Source organism: Acinetobacter sp. Colony158 (genome assembly GCF_019264745.1).
Taxonomy (GTDB): Bacteria; Pseudomonadota; Gammaproteobacteria; order Pseudomonadales; family Moraxellaceae; genus Acinetobacter; species Acinetobacter ursingii.
The window spans coordinates 129,965-149,380 of sequence record NZ_CP078523.1 but is presented as its reverse complement, the minus strand read 5'-3'; the positions used below and the strand labels follow the sequence as shown (position 1 = coordinate 149,380).

The 19,416-nt window shown below is 38.5% G+C and carries 18 protein-coding genes; 15 read left to right on the top strand and 3 right to left on the bottom strand.

What is annotated here, in order from left to right; translation table 11 throughout:
• The first annotated feature begins 187 nt into the window (after positions 1 to 187).
• From JR005_RS00515 to JR005_RS00480, 8 genes are all read left to right on the top strand, one after another.
• Positions 188 to 580: a hypothetical protein gene (locus tag JR005_RS00515; protein ID WP_004990307.1), complete on the top strand. Its 393-nt coding sequence runs from the start codon at positions 188 to 190 to the stop codon at positions 578 to 580.
• A 473-nt stretch (positions 581 to 1,053) separates the two neighbouring features.
• On the top strand, positions 1,054 to 3,129 hold the full coding sequence (gene pgaB / locus JR005_RS00510; protein WP_218665382.1) for a poly-beta-1,6-N-acetyl-D-glucosamine N-deacetylase PgaB: 2,076 nt from the start codon (positions 1,054 to 1,056) through the stop codon (positions 3,127 to 3,129).
• A 12-nt stretch (positions 3,130 to 3,141) separates the two neighbouring features.
• On the top strand, positions 3,142 to 4,404 hold the full coding sequence (pgaC, locus tag JR005_RS00505) for a poly-beta-1,6-N-acetyl-D-glucosamine synthase (RefSeq protein WP_004990303.1): 1,263 nt from the start codon (positions 3,142 to 3,144) through the stop codon (positions 4,402 to 4,404).
• Positions 4,405 to 4,432: 28 nt separating this feature from the next.
• Entirely contained in the window at positions 4,433 to 4,846 is a 414-nt protein-coding gene (gene pgaD, locus JR005_RS00500) for a poly-beta-1,6-N-acetyl-D-glucosamine biosynthesis protein PgaD (RefSeq protein ID WP_004996518.1), read from the top strand.
• A 234-nt stretch (positions 4,847 to 5,080) separates the two neighbouring features.
• A complete protein-coding gene (locus JR005_RS00495) occupies positions 5,081 to 6,214 on the top strand; it encodes an acyltransferase family protein (RefSeq protein WP_218665381.1) in 1,134 nt (377 codons plus the stop codon).
• 78 nt (positions 6,215 to 6,292) lie between these two features.
• On the top strand, positions 6,293 to 6,871 hold the full coding sequence (gene pnuC / locus JR005_RS00490) for a nicotinamide riboside transporter PnuC (protein ID WP_004990296.1): 579 nt from the start codon (positions 6,293 to 6,295) through the stop codon (positions 6,869 to 6,871).
• On the top strand, positions 6,868 to 7,182 hold the full coding sequence (locus tag JR005_RS00485) for a hypothetical protein (protein WP_151726046.1): 315 nt from the start codon (positions 6,868 to 6,870) through the stop codon (positions 7,180 to 7,182). The genes pnuC and JR005_RS00485 overlap by 4 nt, the downstream gene beginning before the upstream one ends.
• 29 nt (positions 7,183 to 7,211) lie before the next feature.
• Positions 7,212 to 7,811, top strand: a complete 600-nt coding sequence (locus JR005_RS00480) for an alpha/beta hydrolase (RefSeq protein ID WP_218665380.1) — start codon at positions 7,212 to 7,214, stop codon at positions 7,809 to 7,811.
• 49 nt (positions 7,812 to 7,860) lie between these two features.
• Here JR005_RS00480 and JR005_RS00475 read toward each other — a convergent pair whose 3' ends face one another.
• Positions 7,861 to 9,156: an MFS transporter gene (locus JR005_RS00475; protein WP_218665379.1), complete on the bottom strand. Its 1,296-nt coding sequence runs from the start codon at positions 9,154 to 9,156 to the stop codon at positions 7,861 to 7,863.
• A 243-nt stretch (positions 9,157 to 9,399) separates the two neighbouring features.
• Entirely contained in the window at positions 9,400 to 9,603 is a 204-nt protein-coding gene (locus JR005_RS00470) for a hypothetical protein (RefSeq protein ID WP_004990286.1), read from the bottom strand.
• Between the two features lie 298 nt (positions 9,604 to 9,901).
• Here JR005_RS00470 and JR005_RS00465 point away from each other — a divergent pair, with 298 nt between their 5' ends.
• The 3 genes from JR005_RS00465 (at position 9,902) to JR005_RS00455 (ending at position 12,911) form a co-directional block, all read left to right on the top strand.
• The gene (locus JR005_RS00465) at positions 9,902 to 10,768 is read left to right on the top strand and encodes a Cof-type HAD-IIB family hydrolase (RefSeq protein WP_004996534.1); all 867 of its coding nucleotides are present in this window, start codon (positions 9,902 to 9,904) and stop codon (positions 10,766 to 10,768) included.
• Between the two features lie 156 nt (positions 10,769 to 10,924).
• On the top strand, positions 10,925 to 11,407 hold the full coding sequence (gene def, locus JR005_RS00460; RefSeq protein WP_004990282.1) for a peptide deformylase: 483 nt from the start codon (positions 10,925 to 10,927) through the stop codon (positions 11,405 to 11,407).
• Positions 11,408 to 11,627: 220 nt separating this feature from the next.
• Entirely contained in the window at positions 11,628 to 12,911 is a 1,284-nt protein-coding gene (locus JR005_RS00455) for a glutaminase (RefSeq protein ID WP_218665378.1), read from the top strand.
• Here JR005_RS00455 and JR005_RS00450 read toward each other — a convergent pair.
• Complete coding sequence (locus tag JR005_RS00450) at positions 12,908 to 13,696, bottom strand: AraC family transcriptional regulator (protein ID WP_004990277.1); 789 nt, start codon at positions 13,694 to 13,696, stop codon at positions 12,908 to 12,910. The genes JR005_RS00455 and JR005_RS00450 overlap by 4 nt on opposite strands.
• Positions 13,697 to 13,801: 105 nt before the next feature.
• Here JR005_RS00450 and JR005_RS00445 point away from each other — a divergent pair, with 105 nt between their 5' ends.
• The 4 genes from JR005_RS00445 to JR005_RS00430 all read left to right on the top strand — a co-directional run.
• The gene (locus tag JR005_RS00445) at positions 13,802 to 15,025 is read left to right on the top strand and encodes an MFS transporter (RefSeq protein ID WP_005003325.1); all 1,224 of its coding nucleotides are present in this window, start codon (positions 13,802 to 13,804) and stop codon (positions 15,023 to 15,025) included.
• Positions 15,026 to 15,189: 164 nt separating this feature from the next.
• On the top strand, positions 15,190 to 15,483 hold the full coding sequence (locus tag JR005_RS00440; protein ID WP_004996544.1) for a cold shock domain-containing protein: 294 nt from the start codon (positions 15,190 to 15,192) through the stop codon (positions 15,481 to 15,483).
• Positions 15,484 to 15,553: 70 nt separating this feature from the next.
• On the top strand, positions 15,554 to 16,126 hold the full coding sequence (locus JR005_RS00435) for a GTP pyrophosphokinase (RefSeq protein ID WP_218665377.1): 573 nt from the start codon (positions 15,554 to 15,556) through the stop codon (positions 16,124 to 16,126).
• A 161-nt stretch (positions 16,127 to 16,287) separates the two neighbouring features.
• Positions 16,288 to 19,416, top strand: a 3,129-nt coding sequence (locus JR005_RS00430) for a DEAD/DEAH box helicase family protein (RefSeq protein ID WP_218665376.1), incomplete at its 3' end; no start/stop codon positions are given.

Genomic DNA, 19,416 nt, shown 5'->3' with positions numbered 1-19,416 from the left:
ATTTAAATAAATTTACAACAATTTTATGTGATTTATTTGACTTTTATTTGTGTAAAATTAGATCAATAGGCAAAATACAACTGAATGCTATAAATGCTAAGCGAAGCTAAATATTTTCTAACAAACTTTGAAAATTTGGCTTCATATAAATTCTAAGATAAAAGCAACAATAAGAGAGACCACGACGATGAATGATTATTCTGATTTAACAGCGACAGAGCTTTTAAAAGAGCTACACCACTTCTTTATGATTGATACCACTGAGGATGAATATCCTGGATTGTGGGTGCAAGAAAAAGTTAATTTTGATAAGCATTATTGGCTAGATGAAGACTATAAAGTTGAATTGATTAAAGAGACATTATCCATGCATCCGCATCAGTCCGCAAATTATCGTATCACTCTATTTCAAGAAGGAGAGCCGATCACTTTATTAGATTATGATGGGGTCAATAAAAAGATCAAAATTTTCCGCCGTGGACAATGGATTAATCGTTTATATAAATATTTGTATCAAAAAGAACGTTATTATCTGGAACAAATGGCTGAAAATCCGAATTTTGCAATCATTGAATATTAGATTTCTTTCATTGTGGTTTGAACGCTCTTTATTTTTCTCGCATAGGGATGAATAAAAGAGACTTATGAAAGAAGTTTATTAAGTGGTGATATGAAAGTTTTGTCAYATTTTAAGAAAAACTAAGTGAAGTGATTATAGTTTATTGTAATTTTCTTATAAGAAAGATGGTAATTTTGCCATCTTTTTTTATGCAAAAATAATCAATGGATTGTAATGGTTTTTGGGTGTTTTTTGTACAAAAACAAATGTTTGAATATTCATCTAAAAATTTTTTATAGCTTGCAATATGACTGTAAAGTTAAGAAAAACCTACAAAAATTTTTAAGTTTCTTTTCAGATTTGATTAGTATAACTGACACTGTTAAAAGCCTGATGGATTTCTGTCAAAAGCAATGGATTGTGGATAGAAAAATAGATATTTTCGATCAGACAAAGCCTTCAGAAAATAACCCGAATTGAAAGATGATATTTCTATGCCAACACGATTTCCCTTGCAATCTTTAACTCTGAGCATTTCATTATTGTTCGGTTCTATAGGAGTCAGTTCTGTTTATGCGGAAACGCCTGCAACAACAGATCTTCCTACAGCAGCGGAGATCCCAGCTGTGACTGATCCACATACAGGTGAAGCACCCGAAGAAGAACCACAAATCGATGTGTCGACTCTAACGATTATTGGTTATCATGAAATAACATCTAAGGATGCTGTTATTCCAGATTATGCTGTAACGCCACAGCGTTTTGAAATGCATCTGGATTGGCTGATTAAAAACGGTTATCACTTTATTAGTGTAGATCAATTGATTAAAGCCAATGAAGGTAAACTCAAACTTCCACCTAAACCTGTCTTACTCACTGTGGATGATGGCTATCAATCATTTTATCAATATGCCTATCCGATTTTAAAAGCGCGTAAAATCCCAGCGGTATTGGCGGTTGTTGGAAAATGGCTAGAAGTTAAGCCGAATAAAATGGTGCAGTTTGGTGATGAAAAACTTGAACGCAGCAAATTATTAAGCTGGAAAGAAATTAAAGAAATGCAGGACAGTGGCTTAATCGAAATCGGTAGCCACAGTTATGATTTGCATCATGGTGTCATGGGGAATCCACAAGGCAACTCTGAACCTGCGGCAACCACACGTATTTATGATGCAAAAACCAAAACTTATGAATCTGATCGTGCCTATGAAAAGCGCATTAGTGATGATTTAAAGAAAAATATCGATACGTTTAAAGCCAACGGTATTCGGGCACCACGAGTCATGGTCTGGCCTTATGGTCGCTATAACATGGAAACTGTGCGTATTGCTAAAAAACTCGGTATGCCAATTACCATTACTTTGGACGATGGTCCAGATCATGTGACCAAATCTTTAGGACACCTCAGTCGTATTTTAGTGATGAAAGGTGAAAGTACCGACGACTTAGCGCAGGATATTTTAACTCGTCAAATGAACCTGACCGATAATAATCGTCCGCAAAAAATCATGCATATCGATCTGGATTATATCTATGATCCTGATCCAGCACAGATTGAACGCAATTTGGGACATGTTTTAGATCGGATTCGTGCCTCTGGTGTCAATACAGTTTATCTTCAAGCTTTTTCTGATCCAGATGCCAATGGTTCTGCCGATATGGTGTATTTCCCAAATCGTTATGTTCCGATGCGCGCTGATTTGTTTAATCGTGTCGCGTGGCAGATTTCAACGCGTACAGGTGTAAATCGTGTTTATGCGTGGATGCCTCTGATGGCATGGGAATTGCCGAAAAATAATCCAGCCTCTAAAAAACTGGTGGTGACCCAACAGCCTAAAGACAGTGACCATTTGAATATGGGATATATTCGTTTAAGTCCGTATTCACCTGAAGCACGTAAAGTGATCGAAGGAATTTATACCGACTTGGCAAAATATTCCACATTTGATGGTATACTGTTCCATGACGATACCACGTTATCTGATTATGAAGATGCGAGTCCAGATGCATTGAAAGCCTATGCCAAAGCAGGCTTGCCAACTGATCTGGAAAAAATTCGGAATAATGATGCCTTGTTATCTAAATGGACTGATTTAAAAATCAAGACCATAGATAACTTTGCCATGAAGCTTGCTTCCGATGTGCGTTATTATCAGCCTTATTTAATGACCGCCCGTAATTTGTATGCGCAAGTCGCATTATCTCCTTATGCAGAAAACTGGTACTCCCAGTCTCTGGAGCAGTCACTAAAACGTTACGATTTTACTGCAATTATGGCCATGCCTTACATGGAACAAGCAGCAGATCCGACCAAGTTCTATCAGGATATTGTGAAACGTGTAAAACAATATCCAAACGGAATCAAAAAAACCGTATTTGAGTTACAGGCGACTAACTGGCGCACCAATCAACCTGTGCCATCGCAAGAACTCGTCGATACGATTCGTTCCCTGTACGGTCAGGGGGCTATGCACGTTGGATATTATCCAGATGATCCGTTTAAAGATCATCCAGATACCCAAATGTTGCATGATGTATTTGCGACTAAACCTTCAAAGTTAGTCCCGTAGCAGGAATTGACCATGTCAACAACCTTACAGCATTTATGGCATTCAGCACTGAACTTTGTGTTCTATTATCCGCTGTTTATGTCGTATTTGTGGATGATGGGTGCGCTGATCTTTTATTGGAAAGAGCGTAAAGAGCCCCCATATCAGCAACCAGCGGAATTAGATGTTTATCCAATGGTGGCGGTGCTTATTCCTTGCTTTAATGAAGGGGATAATGCAGAAGAAACGATTAGCCATGCGCTCAGTCTGGATTATCCTAACTTTGAAGTGATTGCGATCAATGATGGGAGCTCGGATAATACCGCCGAAGTGCTTGACCGTCTGGCTGAACGATTTGAAAAGTTACGTGTGGTTCATTTGGCGCAAAATCAAGGCAAGGCTGTGGCTTTACAAGCAGGTAGCTTATTGACTCAAGCTGAGTTTTTGATTGGAATTGACGGTGATGCCTTGCTCGATCCACATGCAGCCAAATGGATGATTCGTCATTTTCTGCAAGATCGAACTGTAGCTGCGGTCACAGGGAATCCTCGTATCCGAACTCGTTCTACTTTATTGGGACGGATTCAGGTTGGGGAGTTTTCCTCCATTGTGGGTATGATCAAACGTGCGCAGCGTAGTTTTGGGCGTTTATTCACCGTTTCGGGTGTGATTACTGCCTTTCGTAAGAGTGCGGTACATGAAGTCGGTTATTGGTCACCCAACATGTTGACTGAAGATATCGATATCACATGGAAGCTACAACGTGCTGGTTGGGATATTCGTTTTGAACCCAATGCATTGGTGTGGATTTTAATGCCTGAAACCTTAAATGGTTTATGGAAACAGCGTTTGCGCTGGGCTATGGGAGGCGCACAGGTTTTAGTCAAAAATCTGGATGTGTTCTTTAAGCCGAAACTGAATTTTTTATGGCCGCTGATGTTTGAATTATGTCTAACACTGGTCTGGTCATATCTGATGCTTATTATGGCAATTCTCTGGTTATTACATTTTGTAGTACCGCTTGGAGAATTGTCTGGAATCAGCTCGCCATTTTTACCTTATGGCAGCGGAATATTATTAGGTGCGACCTGTTTACTTCAGTTTGCTTTAAGCAAATGGATGGACAGTCGTTATGAGCCTAATTTAGGTAAGAACTACTACTGGATGATTTGGTACCCGTTTGTGTTTTGGTTAATTACCATTACTGCTACAATCGTGGCCTTTCCAAAAGTCCTGCTTCGTGGTGATGAAAAACGCGCGCGCTGGGTCAGTCCTGACCGTGGCATGCGCATGTAGATATTAAGCATGTTTTCGAGAAAATTTCATGAAATCTAACAATTTGATTATCGACGTGCGCCATCAGTTGCCATGGCACAGACGCTATGTATCAAATACCTCTACGATGATGATGTGGGGTGCATGGTTACTCTTGTGGCGTCCATTTCTTCTGGTTTGGGCGCTTGTCGAGCTAGAAAAAAGCCATCTCATCCATCAGATTTTCCATGCCCTTAGTCTGGGTTTGGAACACGGTATCACTTCATTGATTGCCTGTGCTGTTGCGTTGTTACTGTGGAGCAATTATGTCCCTGCGAAAAGTGTCAAGCGAACGCATGAAAAGGATGTAACTGATTATGCACGCTATTTTGAACTGGACGAAACCCAGATTCATCAGGGCCGTGCGCAAAAAATTAGTGTCGTGCATCATGACGAAATGGGTCGAATCACGCATATTGATTAAGTAGATTCGTACTTGTTGCTCATTGCAAAATGCCAGCTTGTTTCAAACAAGCTGGCATTTACATTAGATATTTGGATTTACAGGGAAATCGGGTAATTCAAATGACAAAAAAGACTTGCTGTAACTCATGGATTGATCGTAAGTCTAGGTTATAGACAGGAGAGGAGTGACACACCTGTCTGAATAAAGGGAATGAATGAAGAGCGTGCAATTGAAAGATGAAGATGTCTCATAATGGATAAGTCCATCAAACTTAATGCAGTTGAAAGTATTCGCGGGTTAGCCTGTCTGGCTGTGGTATTTTCACATCTAAGCTTAAGTTTCTACCCTTATTTACATCATTTTGATAAACATGAAGTTGCCAGTAATGCATGGGTACATTTTATTCACCATTCGCCTTTTGCCTTTTGGTATTCAGGTACGGCTGCGGTCTATGTTTTTTTCGTATTAAGCGGCTTCATTTTGTCTTATGTGATTTGTAATAGTCGTAATATGCAAGCAAAGCTCAAATCGATGATGGTGAAACGTTATCCGCGTTTAGCGATTCCTGCTTTAGGTTCATGCATCTTATTATGGGCAGCATTGCAGTTTAGTGATATTGACAGCTCTCATGTGCAGTATTGGCTAAAAGTTTTAGCGACCCAAGACATCGGTTTTTCCCAAGCGATTTATGAAGGGACGATTGGCTCATTTCTATTTGCAGAATCCAGTCTCAACTGGGTACTTTGGACGATGCAGGTGGAGTTACTCGGTTCATTTTTGTTATTTGGATTGTTATATATTTACAGTCTGGATAAGCGACTATTTTTACCGCTGATTTTACTGTTTCCGACGACCTCAATTTTCTTTCAGAGCCAAGAGCTTTATTTGGGGTTGTTGTGTTTTCTCATTGGTTCGCTGATATTTCTATATGGTCGTGTTATTCGTTCATCACTAGTTGCGCTATTGTTATTGTTATTCGGACTTTATTTGGCTGGAGCGCACAATACCAGTCTGGCGTATCACTGGATTTATATTTTGGTGGGCGAGCGAACTTACGAGTATTGCAACTTTATCGCAGGGATTTTGATTGTGTATAGCATCCTGATGAATCCGATGCTATCGCAAAAGCTGGATAATCGCGTTTGTGTGTATTTAGGTAAATTGTCATTTTCAATTTATTTATTGCATTTGCTTTTAATGTATTGCGTATGTCTGCCCGTGTTTAACTTTTTTATTGCACTAGGTTGGGGCTATGACGCGGCTGCAATTTGGGCAATCTTACTTTTTTTTATTGCATTGATCATCTCTGCCGATCTCTATAGTCGCTATGTCGATACTTTGGCGATTAATTTGAGCAATCGTTTATCGGACTGGGTTTTAAAATAATTCAGTTAGCGAATAGAAATCATTTGCGTATGGTCAGAAACATTTCATAATAGCGCTTTCCATTTTGATGCATAGAACATGTCTCCACTTGAGATTGTTGCCGTGATAATTAGCGTGATTGGTGTGGGTCTCACCATTAAACGTAATATGTGGTGCTGGTGGTTTAACTTTTTGGCTTTTGTTTTATATGCCTATTTATTTTTTACTTTTAAGCTATACGGCGAAACCATCCTACAATTTTTCTTTATGGTGGTGAACTTTTATGGTTTTTATCACTGGCTCAAAGGTAAACAGGTTGATCATGATATTCGGATAGAACCGATTAGTCCTAAGCTCGTCATTATACAAATGCTGATAACAGCAGTGGGCGGGGTGATTTTTGGTCTCAGCTTAAAACACTTTACCGATGCGGCTGTGCCGATGTTAGATTCTCAACTGGCAGCATTTAGTCTATTGGCAACGTATTGGACCAGTCGTAAGCACATTGCCACATGGATCTTATGGGTATTTGTCGATATTGTTTATGTGGGCATGTTTATTTATAAAGACTTATATCTGACCGCAGGTTTATATGCTGCATTTGTCCTTATGGCTGCCTTCGGTTGGTGGCAATGGGAGCAGGTTAAGCGTAAGCAACAGACAAAATTAGTAATATGACAATATTTGATCTGGAACAGTATAAGCAGCAATGCTTTGATCAATTGGCTGAAAAAATTTGCCAATCACCAGAGAATTATCTGGATTTTGATTCTGTTTCAGATGTTTATAAAGCCAAATGGCTGCAAGATTTTCCTAAAGGTACCACTTGGGCCGTTTCTGGATTAGATGACGGTGCAGATGAATTTTATATTTTGATTCAATACCAAACGCGATACAAAATAAAAAAATTAAGCATCGAAATGAAGCAAGGGCATTACAAGATCGATATGAATGTATCAAGCATTGGTGACAAGAGCGAATTAAGATAGATGACATTGAATATTGGAGATGAGATCAGATGACGGATAAACTAGTAATCATGTTTCATGGGGTCGGTAGCAATGGGCGTGATCTATTGCCGATTGCACAATATTGGCAGCGTCAGATTGAAGATTTAAGTATTGCATCGCCCAATGCGCCTTTTCCTTTTATGCATAGCCATGAAGTGTTTGAATGGTTTAGTCTAACTGGAATTACCGAAGAAAATCGCTTTGAACGTATTCAGCAAGCACGAGAATATTTCGATCAAACAGTCCAGCGGATACTGGATGAGCAAGGTTTTGTTGATCGGCTTAATCAAGTGGTTTTTTGTGGATTTTCTCAAGGAACCATGATGTCACTGGATGCGGTGGCTTCTGGTCGTTGGCCAATTGCAGCAGTCATTGGCTTTTCTGGACGTTTGGCTTCTCCGATTGAAGCCAATGCCAACAATACGGCAAAAGTGAGTCTAATGCATGGTGAAGCAGATGAAGTCATTCCTGTGTATGAAAGTCAGGATGCTTTTAAGGCGCTACGTGCAGCGGGTTTTAATGTCGAACTTGAAACTTATAAAGGTTTAGGACATTCAATCAACGAACTTGAGCTTAAGCGTGGTCTGGAATTTTTAAAAACACTTTGATACACATCAAAGCTCGTGATGATTGATCGTCACGAGCTTTATCATCGATTTAAATGACATGCTTAATGCTGTTTGATGGTTCGAATTTCTTCTTAAAGACGACTGCTGTGAGACACGCCATTATGGCTAAAGCAACGATATAATACATTGCTCCAATATTACTGTACTGGCTTAAAATTTGAATTAGTGGCAAGGTTAAACCACCCACAACCGCATAAGACACATTATACGAAAATGAAATCCCTGAAAAACGAATAGGTGCAGGAAACATTTTCACCATACTGCAAGACACCATGCCCACAGTTCCTGAGCATAAACCCAGTAACATGTATAGCATGAAAATAGTGATATGACTGGCATGTCCCAAACTGTGATAAAAAACCGCAGCTACAACTGCGAGGGCTGTTGCACCCATCATCATCACTTTGGCACAGCCAAAACGATCAGCCAAGGTTCCTGCTAAAATACAGCCCAACATTTGCATGATAATTGCTGCACTTTGCATTTGAAACGAATTAGTCCGATCAAAGCCAAAAACGGTGGTAAGCAAATTAGGCATGGCTAAAATGATCACGACGACACAAGCCGTCAAAAACCAGGTAAACAACATGCCAATAACCACTGCTGCTTTATGATTTACCAAGACTTGTTTAATTGGTAAGTCTTTTGAGAGTTGTTTACGGGCTTGCATGGCTTTAAATACGGGGGTTTCTTTTAAGTAACTGCGTAAATATAGGGCAAATAACCCAAAAATTCCGCCTGCGATAAAGGCAATTCGCCATGCCCAGTCATGTATTACTGTTTCAGTAAACTGTAATGAAATCCACAAAGACATCAGTGAACCCAGTAAAATTCCTAAAGATAAACCTGCGGTTAATAGGCCGTTAGCAAGCCCAATACGCCGTTCTGGGACATGTTCTGAAACGAATGTCCAAGCCGCGGGAATTTCTCCACCAATAGCGATGCCTTGTATCACGCGCATCAACAATAATAAAACTGGTGCAAAATAACCAATCGATTCAAAAGTGGGTAATAGCCCAATCATTAGAGTAGGCAGCGACATCAATAAAATTGACAGTGAAAATAGTCGTTTACGCCCGACTAAATCACCAAAATGTGCCATCACCACTCCGCCTAAAGGCCGAAAAAAATAACCTGCTGCAAAAATGCCATAGGTATTCAGCATTGCCCAAAAAGGACTTAGAGTACTTGGAAAAAATAAATCCGAAATGATCTTGGCGTAAAAGACATATATGACAAAATCATAAAACTCTAATGCACCACCGAGTGAGGAGAGCGCAAGTGTCCGTTTATCCTGAGTGGAAAGATGAGGAATAGCATCCATGCTGTCATGATTCAAAAGTAAAATGATGGGCCTGATATTACTTGAAATTTAAATTAAAAGTAAGGCAATTCAACGCTAGCCAACTTGCTAGAATGGAGAAAATAAACAACCAACGCAATCTTATTGAAATCAGCCTAATAGACTTTTTTTATCATTGTTTGGAATTTCTTTATTTTTTCTTTCATAGGGAAAATAAAAATACACTTATGAAGAAGTATATTTTTTAGAATCAATGATTTGACATTATAAACGTACAAAATAAGGAATAATCGAGAGTACAATTCCAATCACACTGAGTAAGGTGACATTTTCAATAAAGTAAGGAAAAATCATCAGTACCAGACCACATACCAAAGGCACAATCACTTTTTGCTTTTTGCCATACATAAAATAGCCTAAGCCAATACAGCTAAAGATTAATCCCAAGAAAAGCTGCGTAGTGTTCATGATTTTAAAATTCGATTTGTTTTTGTGTAAATGAGCATAAAAACAAAAGCTGAAGATAAGATTAAAAGTAAACATGATCCTCTATTTAAACAGGCTTGACTCAGCCTAAGAACTTGATCAGCCCATGTATAATCAGTTCATAAAACGGTGATCTCCTGATAGGATAATCATAATAGAGTTTTCATTATGCTTTGGATTTTTTACTTTCTCCGATAGAGAGAAATAAAAAAGTGCGCAAAATAAGCCGATTGAAAGAAACCTGATGCAAGATTAATGATTATCAAGATACGAGGTTTAAATGCCAGTCAAGCTTATTGCAGTTGATATGGATGGAACGTTTTTAAATTCAGAGAAGAAATACGACAAAGCCCGATTTTTGCAACAATATTCACAGCTTCAACAGCGTGGAATTCATTTCGTTGCGGCCAGTGGCAATCCGCTTTACACCCTAAAAGCTTATTTCCCAGAAATTGCCAATGACATGGCATTTGTGGCCGAAAATGGAGCTTATGTGGTCGATAGGACGCAAACTTTAAATTACGATCATTTTAGTCCAGAGATTTTGCAACAGATCCTACAAGATTTAATTCCTGATTATGCCCAAAATCTCATTTTATGTGCCAAAGACTGCGCTTATATTCAGCACAATGTCAGTGAAAAAAATCAGCAAAAACTTAACATTTATTTTAAGCAACTTCAGCAGGTTGATGATCTGTTACAGGTGCATGATCAGATTTGTAAAGTTACCCTAACGACAACCCAAGACAACAATCAACAAATTTTGGATGATCTATCTGAAAAACCTTATATTCAACACACTGCTGCAAAAATGGTCTCCAGTGGTTTTGGTTTTATCGATCTAATTATTCCAAACCGACATAAAGCCTACGGTTTACAGTTTTTACAACAAAAATGGGGCATTGATCATCAGGAGGTTTTGGCAATAGGGGATAATTACAATGATCAAGAAATGATTGAAATGGCGGGATATGGTTTTGCTATGGCGAATGCTGTACCAGAACTCAAACAAACTGCACAATATTTTGCCCCAAGTAACGAACAGCAAGGTGTATTAGAAGTCATTGATGCTGTACTACAAAACTCATCATTGCAGCGCTACAAAAAAACTGAACAATTTTTGCAAAAGAATGGCTCATCATTTTGAAATGATCCATTGGCTGAATTTAAGTCTCAACTGATTTAAAGATGGATTGAAAAAAACATGTCAGACAAAGCATGGACTGATTGAGGTGATCATTTGACTTGTCACAACGAAATTTCAAACGCAAAATAAACATGACATGATCATAGGTCTATTTAAATGGCTACCGTTTTACCTATTGCCCAGCGCGGTGAAGCAATCTTGAAACTTCAGGCTGCACCTGTGGCCCAATCCGAGTTTAATAGTGAGTGGCTATTACAATTAGCTGCTGCCATGCAGACGACCATGCTTGAGCGCCATGGTGTAGGTATTGCAGCACCACAGGTATATATTTCCAAACGAATTATTATTGTGGCTTCGCGTCCGAACCCACGTTATCCCGATGCACCTGAAATGGATGCTGTGGTCATGGTGAATCCTGAAATTTTGGAATTATCCCCAAATACGTGTTTAGGTGAAGAAGGCTGTTTAAGTGTGCCAAATGAACGAGGTGAGGTCGAACGAGCTTATTCTATTCGAGTGCGTTATCAGTCGTTGTATGGTGAAGTCATCGAAACCGCTTTTGAAGGCTTTCCTGCTCGCATTGTGCAACACGAAGTAGATCATTTAAATGGGGTCTTATTTGTGGAACGCTTAAACTGATCTGGTTTACGCATTGTTGATTTGATTCATTTTAAAATATCACTGACATTGAGCGTTATGATGATATTTAGATAGTGGAATGATTTACCACTACATTACACAGTGAATCGAATAAATAGGATAGAACTAAAAATCATTACAAAAGATATAAATTTAAGATTATCAATACCCTGTACCATCAAAATTAAATGCAAAATAATGAATAGAATAGGTTGTTTGTATGAAAACTCCTTTACCAGATTATCTGGAACATGTACTTGATGAATGTGATGGTGATGATAGTGGTCATCTGGCTGATTATATTCCAGAGTTGGCGAATACCAGTCCACATCGTTTGGCCTTAGCCATGTCGACCGTCGATGGTGAGATTTATTCGGTCGGTGATGATGACGTTGAGTTTACCATCCAGTCGATGTCTAAACCTTTTACTTATGCTTATGTATTACAACAACTGGGTATCGATGAGGTATTAGAAAAGGTCGGTGTTGAACCCTCTGGAGAGGCTTTTAATGAAATTTCACTGGGAAAAGATGGTCGTCCTAAAAATCCAATGATTAATTCGGGTGCAATCACTACGCACTCTCTGATTCCAGTTAAAGACAATATATCTAGTGCAGAAATTTTACGACAGTTTATGAGCGAACTGGCAGGACGTGAATTATGTTTTGATGATTCCGTATATCGTTCAGAAATTAAAACGGCTTATCGTAATCTTTCGATTGGTTATATGCTTAGAACCGTTGGGATTCTCGAAACAGATCCTGTGGATATTGTGAATGGTTATATTCGCCAATGTTCAATCTTAGTGACGGTAAAAGATTTGGTGCGCATGGGCAGCGTACTCGCCAATGGTGGGGTGGATGCTCAGACTGGAAAACGGTTATTGAACCGTTCAGTGGTGCGCCAAGTGCTTAGTGTGATGATGAGCTGTGGTATGTATGATGCCGCAGGTGACTGGCTGACAACAGTTGGTATTCCTGCTAAAAGTGGCGTGGCAGGTGGAATTTTAGGTGTATTGCCCGGTCAGGTGAGTATCGCAGCCTTTTCACCCAAACTGGATGAACATGGTAATAGTGTCCGTGGGATTGATATGATGGAACGGCTGAGCCGTGATATGGGGCTGCACCTGATGGAAGGGACACCTTCTGCACAAACCATTGTTCAGAGTCATTATCGGACTGGACAAGATGCATCACTGAGTGTTTATGTATTACGCGGAGTCTTGAAGTTTACTGAAGCTGAAATGTTATTGCGTATTTTTCAGCGTGAACCTGTTGATCAAAGTACGATTATTATCGATTTAACTCAGATTTCATTGATCCATGATGTCGGTAAACGTATGTTTTTAGAGGGTGTTGATCGTTTGATCGATGATGGTCATAGCTTGCTTTTGGTCGACCCTGAACAACGCTTGGATCATGCCCGCACACATAAGGATCGAGTATTACATGTGTATCAGGATTTAGATGATTTACTTGAACAAAAAAAAGATCATCACAATTAAATCAATGAACTTGATATCGTTTCAGTTTTAAAGTGTTGCGGTGTTTTGCCTAAATGCCGCTTGAACATCGCGCTAAATGCACTGGCATTGGTATATCCCAACGATTCTGAAATCTGACTTATGGATAAGCCATCTGCAATTTTGCTTAAAGCTAAAGCAATGTGCATTTGTTGAATCCATGCCCGATATGAAAGTCCTGTTTCTTTTTGGAACATTCGCATGAGTGTGCGGGAACTGGTGCCAATTTCATCTGCCCAAGTATTTAAATCTTTTAATTGATCGGGCGATTGCAACAAACTTTCGCAAATCTTGATCAGGCGTTTGTCATTTGGCCACGGAATTTGCACTGCTAAAGAATGAGCTCTCTGGATTTCATCAAAAATAATAAGTTGTAAGGCTTGGGAAAGCGCTTGAAAGGGAGCGGAATCATTTTTTCTAAGCTGATCTAGTTCATTAAAACGAATGAGTAATTCATGTAATAAATTACTGACTCGAATCAAAAAACAAGTTTGACCCATTGCTTGAGCGGCATTTTGTTCCACCAACGCAGTGTTTAACTGTACATGACTTAAAGAAATCACACTGTGTTCAACTCGCGGAGGAATCCATAATGCACACATGGGCGGCATAATCCAGACTTGATCATGGGTTAAAACCTGAATAGTTCCTTTAGATGCATACAGTAATTGCGCCTGCACGTGTGCATGGGCATAGGTCACTTCTCGATAACGATGCTCAGAGGAAAGACCGATCATTAATTCAGGTTGCGGATGAGATGGCGTCATGATGAGACTAAAATTGTCACTTATACAATGATTATTGGAAGATAGCTGTATAAACGACAGATTACAATAGCAAGCTCAGTTAAACAATGATTGGAGTTTCTTGGGATGACGTCTTCAATACCGTTGAAAGAAAATATCATGGAAAATACAAATATTAATGCACAGCCACAAGTGATGATCGTTAAAGTGGTCGGTGCTGTCGCGATTGCACATCTACTCAACGATTTGATTCAGGCGGTACTGCCTGCCATTTATCCCATGCTCAAAGCCAACTTTGCCTTAAGTTTTACGCAGGTCGGATTGATTTCACTGGTCTATCAGGTGACTGCATCCTTATTGCAACCGTGGATTGGGCTGTATACCGATAAACACCCGAAACCATATTTATTGCCAATGGGCATGTGTGTGACGTTTCTGGGAATTTTGTTACTCGCATTTTCGCCTACCTTTACCGTGTTATTAATTGCTTCGGCTTTGATTGGAGTAGGTTCATCGACCTTCCACCCAGAGGCTTCACGTGTTGCACGTATGGCATCAGGCGGGCGGTTTGGTACAGCACAATCTACTTTTCAGGTAGGTGGGAATACGGGAACGGCAATCGGACCTTTATTGGCAGCTTTGATTATTGTGCCATTTGGGCAACATGCCGTTGCTTGCTTAGTGGTTTTTGCATTATTAGCCATCTGGATATTAACTCGCGTTAGTCAATGGACGATTCGTCATGCCAAAACGCAGGCAGTTTCACGTATTGTTAATGCCAGTAGTAAATTGCATGGTCGTCAATTAACCTTGGCAATTGGCACGATTTGCGTGTTGATGTTTGCTAAATTTACTTATATCGCCAGTATTAGCAACTATTTTACTTTTTACTTGATTCATAAATTTCATGTCAGTTTAGCCACTGCGCAACTGCATCTATTTGCTTTCTTGGCTGCGGTTGCAGTGGGAACATTTGCAGGTGGACCAATTGGTGACAAGATTGGACGTAAAGCGGTGATTTGGGTGTCTTTTGTTGGCATGGCACCCTTTGCTTTAATGATGCCGTATGCAGATTTATTCTGGACGACCATTCTTTCGGTGATCGCAGGTTTGGTATTGTCTTCGGCTTTTGCTGCTATGGTGGTTTATGCCCAGGAAGCTGTTCCAGGGCGAGTAGGCATGATCTCAGGACTGATGTTTGGTTTAATGTTTGGTGTCAGTGGGATTGCCGCAGCAGGACTTGGACATTTGGCTGATCTCAATGGTATCGAATGGGTGTTTAAACTATGTTCATATTTGCCATTACTGGGTTTGGCAACCTTCTTTTTACCTAAAACCCATGTGAAATAGAAGTCATTTTTCAAATTATCCTCTGCAAAAGGGGATAATTTAATTCTGTAAAATTAGAAAAATATGTCACGACTCATTTAGAATCATTCTATGTTCCTAGATTTTTCTTGGTTTCAGCAGATTCATGTATAATTTGATGATTGCGTAACATTATAGGTTAAATCATGAAATCTGAAATTTATCAGGGAAAAATCAAACAATACGATGCATCAAAAGGTTTTGGATTTATTGGTGGTTTAGAGCAGGATATTTTCTTTCATATTTCGGATTTCCCGCTTGAAGGTGGCGAGCCTAAACGCAATGAACGCGTGAAATTTATGGTTGTTGAAAATAACGGTAAATATAAAGCGGTAAAAATTGAAAGAGTCATCGACCAATCTGCCAAAGCTAAAAAAACAAGAGCTGTGGAAAATAACAAGTCAATTACCAATGCCTTGTTGGATAGTTTTAGGAAGTAGATGGACTAAATCTATCCAAAAAAGTGAGGTAACTTGATAATTTTGAAATCGTTTAGATATTGAGAAAAATATGAGCAAAGATGTTTTGGATAAAGTTGAATTAATGATTGAAACGATTAACAAAATTCATGCTGATTTTTCTCAGGATTATTTTGAAACTGGGCGCATTGAAAAGTTCAATCTGTCTAAAACGATTTCCCGTGTACCTTATCAACATATTGCAAAATATCGGTTAAATTTACACGAAAGTATTAATGACTATTTGATTAAAAATAAAAAAGGATTTTTATTACAGTATTATTATCGAGTTAAAACGTTAGAAAGTATTGATGATAAGATTTCAAGATTCTCAATACATAGTGATCAATATCCAGTAAATAATTGGTTGAATGATATTTTTGGCGCAAGAATTATTTTAAATACGCAAGAAGTTAAAGAAATTATTGAATTGCTGGATGGATGGCAGGAAAAATTTGGTTTAAAAAACTGGTATTTTCGAGATAAAAGTGGATATCGTGGTTTGCATATCGATTTTAAAAATAAATCAAATTTTTATTTCCCTTGGGAGTTACAAGTTTGGGATGAAAAAGATGAGCTTACTAATATTGAAAATCATGAGAATTATAAGCGGAAGTTTGTATAGAATAATCGGTAGGCTATCTAGTAATTATCATCATTTTGAAAAGTGTGCTTAAAAGACAAATTTTGTTTTGTGAAGCCATTGATAATAAAGTCTTTGCTGCTAGAATGATAGACAAAATTGGAAATCACCAATAACCTTTTATGAGGTCAATAAGGATTGATATGTCGTCTTTTTTTCAGCTTATAGATAAATTTAGAAGACACGCCAAAACACAACGAGAAAAAGGCAATTATTTTGAAGATTTGATGCTACGTTATTTTTCCAATGAACCAAAATATCAGGAGCTTTATAATGAAGTGTTTTTATGGCAGGGTTTCCGTCAATATTGGCTAGAACGAAATGGTGAAGATTTAGGTATAGATACAGGCATTGATCTTGTTGCCAAGGTCAGAGATACGGAAGATTACCATGCGATTCAATGTAAGCTTTATTCCGAAGATTATAATTTACAGAAGAAAGATATAGATAGTTTTTTTACTGCATCAGGTAAACGTCCTTTTACCCATCGAATGATTGTGAGTACCACAAATCACTGGTCAAAACATGCCAAAGATGCGTTAAAAGGTCAACATTTACCTGTTCAGAAAATAGATTTATATGCTTTGGAACATAGTGTTATTGATTGGGAAAAATATCAGCCTAAACAACAATTAGAACTGAAACCCAAGAAGAATTTACGTTCACATCAAAAACAAGCATTGCAAGCAGTCACAGAGCAACTTAATTATCCAAATATTTCTCGTGGCAAATTAATTATGGCATGTGGGACGGGCAAGACGTTTACCAGTTTAAAAATTGCCGAAGCAATGGCAGGGCGAGGGAAACGAGTTCTATTTTTAGTGCCGAGTTTATCCTTACTTTCGCAAACTTTAACCGAATGGACGCAAGAATCAAGTACACCATTATGTAGTTTTGCGGTGTGTTCGGACAGTGATATTGGCAAAAAACGTCAAGCTGATGAAGATGCGGTAAATTTATTGGTACATGAGTTGGATTATCCAGCCACCACTAATGCCAAACGCCTTGCCGAAGAAATGCAGTCACGCCATAAAGAGCATAAAATGAGTGTGGTTTTCTCAACCTACCATTCAATTAATGTCATTAGTGAAGCACAAAATAGTCATTTATTGCCTGAATTTGATTTCGTTATTTGTGATGAAGCACACCGTACCACAGGAGCAACCTTTGATGGTGAAGATGATTCTGCCTTTACCAGTGTGCATGATGAAGAGTTTATCCATGCCAAAAAACGCTTATATATGACGGCAACGCCACGTATTTATAGCGAAGATGTGGAGATTAATGCGGAGCGTGATAAAGCCAAACTGTATGGCATGAATAATGAAGCCATTTATGGGAAAGAGTTATTTGTCATTAATTTCTCCGAAGCGGTACAGCGTGGATTATTGGTTGATTATAAAGTGATTGTTTTGGCAGTTGATGAAAGCCATGTTAATAAACGCTTGCAGGATTTACTTGCTGATGAAAATAACAGTTTAAAGGTCGATGATGCAGCGAAAATTATTGGTTGTTGGAAAGCATTATCCAAGCAAAATAGTGAAACTGATTTACAGGATGACCCAAACCCGATGCAAAGAGCAGTCGCTTTTTGTCAGGTGATTGAACCTCATACGAGTAAGGGTAAAAGTAAACAACATAAGGTCAGTTCCAAAAATATTGCTGCAATGTTTCAGGCCGTGGTTGAACAATATCAGACCTATGAAATACAGCATAATCCACAAGATGCCGATTTAATCGAAAATTCTTTGCAATGCATTGCTGAACATATTGATGGTGGCATGAATGCAACAACTAAAGAAGAAAAATTACAATGGTTAAAAGCACAGCCCGAAGAAAATCAATGCAAGATTTTAAGCAATGTGCGTTGTTTATCTGAGGGTGTCGATGTTCCGAGTTTAGATGCAGTATTATTTTTAATGCCTCGAAATTCGCAAGTTGATGTCGTGCAATCAGTTGGGCGTGTGATGCGTTTAGCACCGAATAAAAAAAGGGGTTATATTATTTTGCCTGTAGTGATTCCAGCAGGTGTTGAACCGCATGAAGCCTTAAATGATAACAAAACTTATAAAGTTGTTTGGCAGGTTTTACAGGCATTGCGAGCGCATGATGACCGTTTTGATGCCATGATTAATCAATTAGAATTGAATAATAAAAAGCCTGCTAAAATGGAAGTGATTGCCATTTCAGATAAAGCAACTAAACGACAAAAAACGTTGACCGATAAAACCAAAGGGGCGAAAGGGCAGGATAATTTAGGCAAATCGCCTACTCGAAAAGAATTAATTGATGAAAAACAAAATGTCTTAAATTTTGAAATAGATGAGTTAGAACGTGCGATTTATGCCAAAGTGGTGCAGAAATGTGGTAATCGTCAGCATTGGGAAGAATGGGCAAATGATATTGCCAAAATTGCCAAAACTCATATTGATCGTATCACCCATATTTTAGCCAATCCTGAAAATAAAGAAGAAATACAAGCCTTTGAAAGTTTTGTTAAAAAATTGAGAAATGACCTGAATGATGCGTTGAGTGATGCTGAAATTATTGAAATGTTGGCACAGCATCTCATTACCAAACCTGTGTTTGATGCACTGTTTAGTGAATATGATTTTGCTCAATATAATCCAATTTCATTGGCAATGCAGGATATTTTAAATAAACTACATGAACATCATTTAGAAAAAGAAGCAGATACCTTAAATAGTTTCTATGCCAGTGTGAAACTGAGAGCAGAGGGTATAGATAATGCTCAGGGTAAGCAACGAATTATCGTAGAGCTTTATGATAAGTTTTTCCGTAATGCTTTTCCAAAAATGACCGAGCGTTTAGGTATTGTTTATACTCCTGTAGAAGTGGTTGATTTTATTATCCATAGTGTCAATGATGTCTTAAAGTCTGAATTTAACCAAACTTTGGCAGATGATCATGTTCATATTATTGACCCATTTACAGGCACAGGGACATTTATCACTCGATTGCTACAAAGTGGCTTAATTCCGCCAAACCGCTTACCTTATAAATATAAACATGAAATCCATGCCAATGAGCTAGTTCTTCTTGCCTATTACATTGCGACAATTAATATTGAAGCAACCTACCACGATATTATTTTTAATGACTATACGCCGTTTGAGGGTGTTTGTTTAACTGATACATTCCAGATGTATGAGCATGATATTGTGACTCAAGCTCAGGATGGCAATAGTGCAAGACGAAAACGTCAAAAGGAATTAGATATTCAGGTGATTATTGGCAATCCACCATATTCA

Coding starts and splice junctions, on each gene's coding strand:
- JR005_RS00515 (WP_004990307.1), top strand. CDS start 188: ATGAATGATTATTCTGATTTAACAGCGACAGAGCTTTTAAAAGAGCTA.
- pgaB (WP_218665382.1), top strand. CDS start 1,054: ATGCCAACACGATTTCCCTTGCAATCTTTAACTCTGAGCATTTCATTA.
- pgaC (WP_004990303.1), top strand. CDS start 3,142: ATGTCAACAACCTTACAGCATTTATGGCATTCAGCACTGAACTTTGTG.
- pgaD (WP_004996518.1), top strand. CDS start 4,433: ATGAAATCTAACAATTTGATTATCGACGTGCGCCATCAGTTGCCATGG.
- JR005_RS00495 (WP_218665381.1), top strand. CDS start 5,081: ATGGATAAGTCCATCAAACTTAATGCAGTTGAAAGTATTCGCGGGTTA.
- pnuC (WP_004990296.1), top strand. CDS start 6,293: ATGTCTCCACTTGAGATTGTTGCCGTGATAATTAGCGTGATTGGTGTG.
- JR005_RS00485 (WP_151726046.1), top strand. CDS start 6,868: ATGACAATATTTGATCTGGAACAGTATAAGCAGCAATGCTTTGATCAA.
- JR005_RS00480 (WP_218665380.1), top strand. CDS start 7,212: ATGACGGATAAACTAGTAATCATGTTTCATGGGGTCGGTAGCAATGGG.
- JR005_RS00475 (WP_218665379.1), bottom strand. CDS start 9,156: ATGGATGCTATTCCTCATCTTTCCACTCAGGATAAACGGACACTTGCG.
- JR005_RS00470 (WP_004990286.1), bottom strand. CDS start 9,603: ATGAACACTACGCAGCTTTTCTTGGGATTAATCTTTAGCTGTATTGGC.
- JR005_RS00465 (WP_004996534.1), top strand. CDS start 9,902: ATGCCAGTCAAGCTTATTGCAGTTGATATGGATGGAACGTTTTTAAAT.
- def (WP_004990282.1), top strand. CDS start 10,925: ATGGCTACCGTTTTACCTATTGCCCAGCGCGGTGAAGCAATCTTGAAA.
- JR005_RS00455 (WP_218665378.1), top strand. CDS start 11,628: ATGAAAACTCCTTTACCAGATTATCTGGAACATGTACTTGATGAATGT.
- JR005_RS00450 (WP_004990277.1), bottom strand. CDS start 13,696: ATGACGCCATCTCATCCGCAACCTGAATTAATGATCGGTCTTTCCTCT.
- JR005_RS00445 (WP_005003325.1), top strand. CDS start 13,802: ATGACGTCTTCAATACCGTTGAAAGAAAATATCATGGAAAATACAAAT.
- JR005_RS00440 (WP_004996544.1), top strand. CDS start 15,190: ATGAAATCTGAAATTTATCAGGGAAAAATCAAACAATACGATGCATCA.
- JR005_RS00435 (WP_218665377.1), top strand. CDS start 15,554: ATGAGCAAAGATGTTTTGGATAAAGTTGAATTAATGATTGAAACGATT.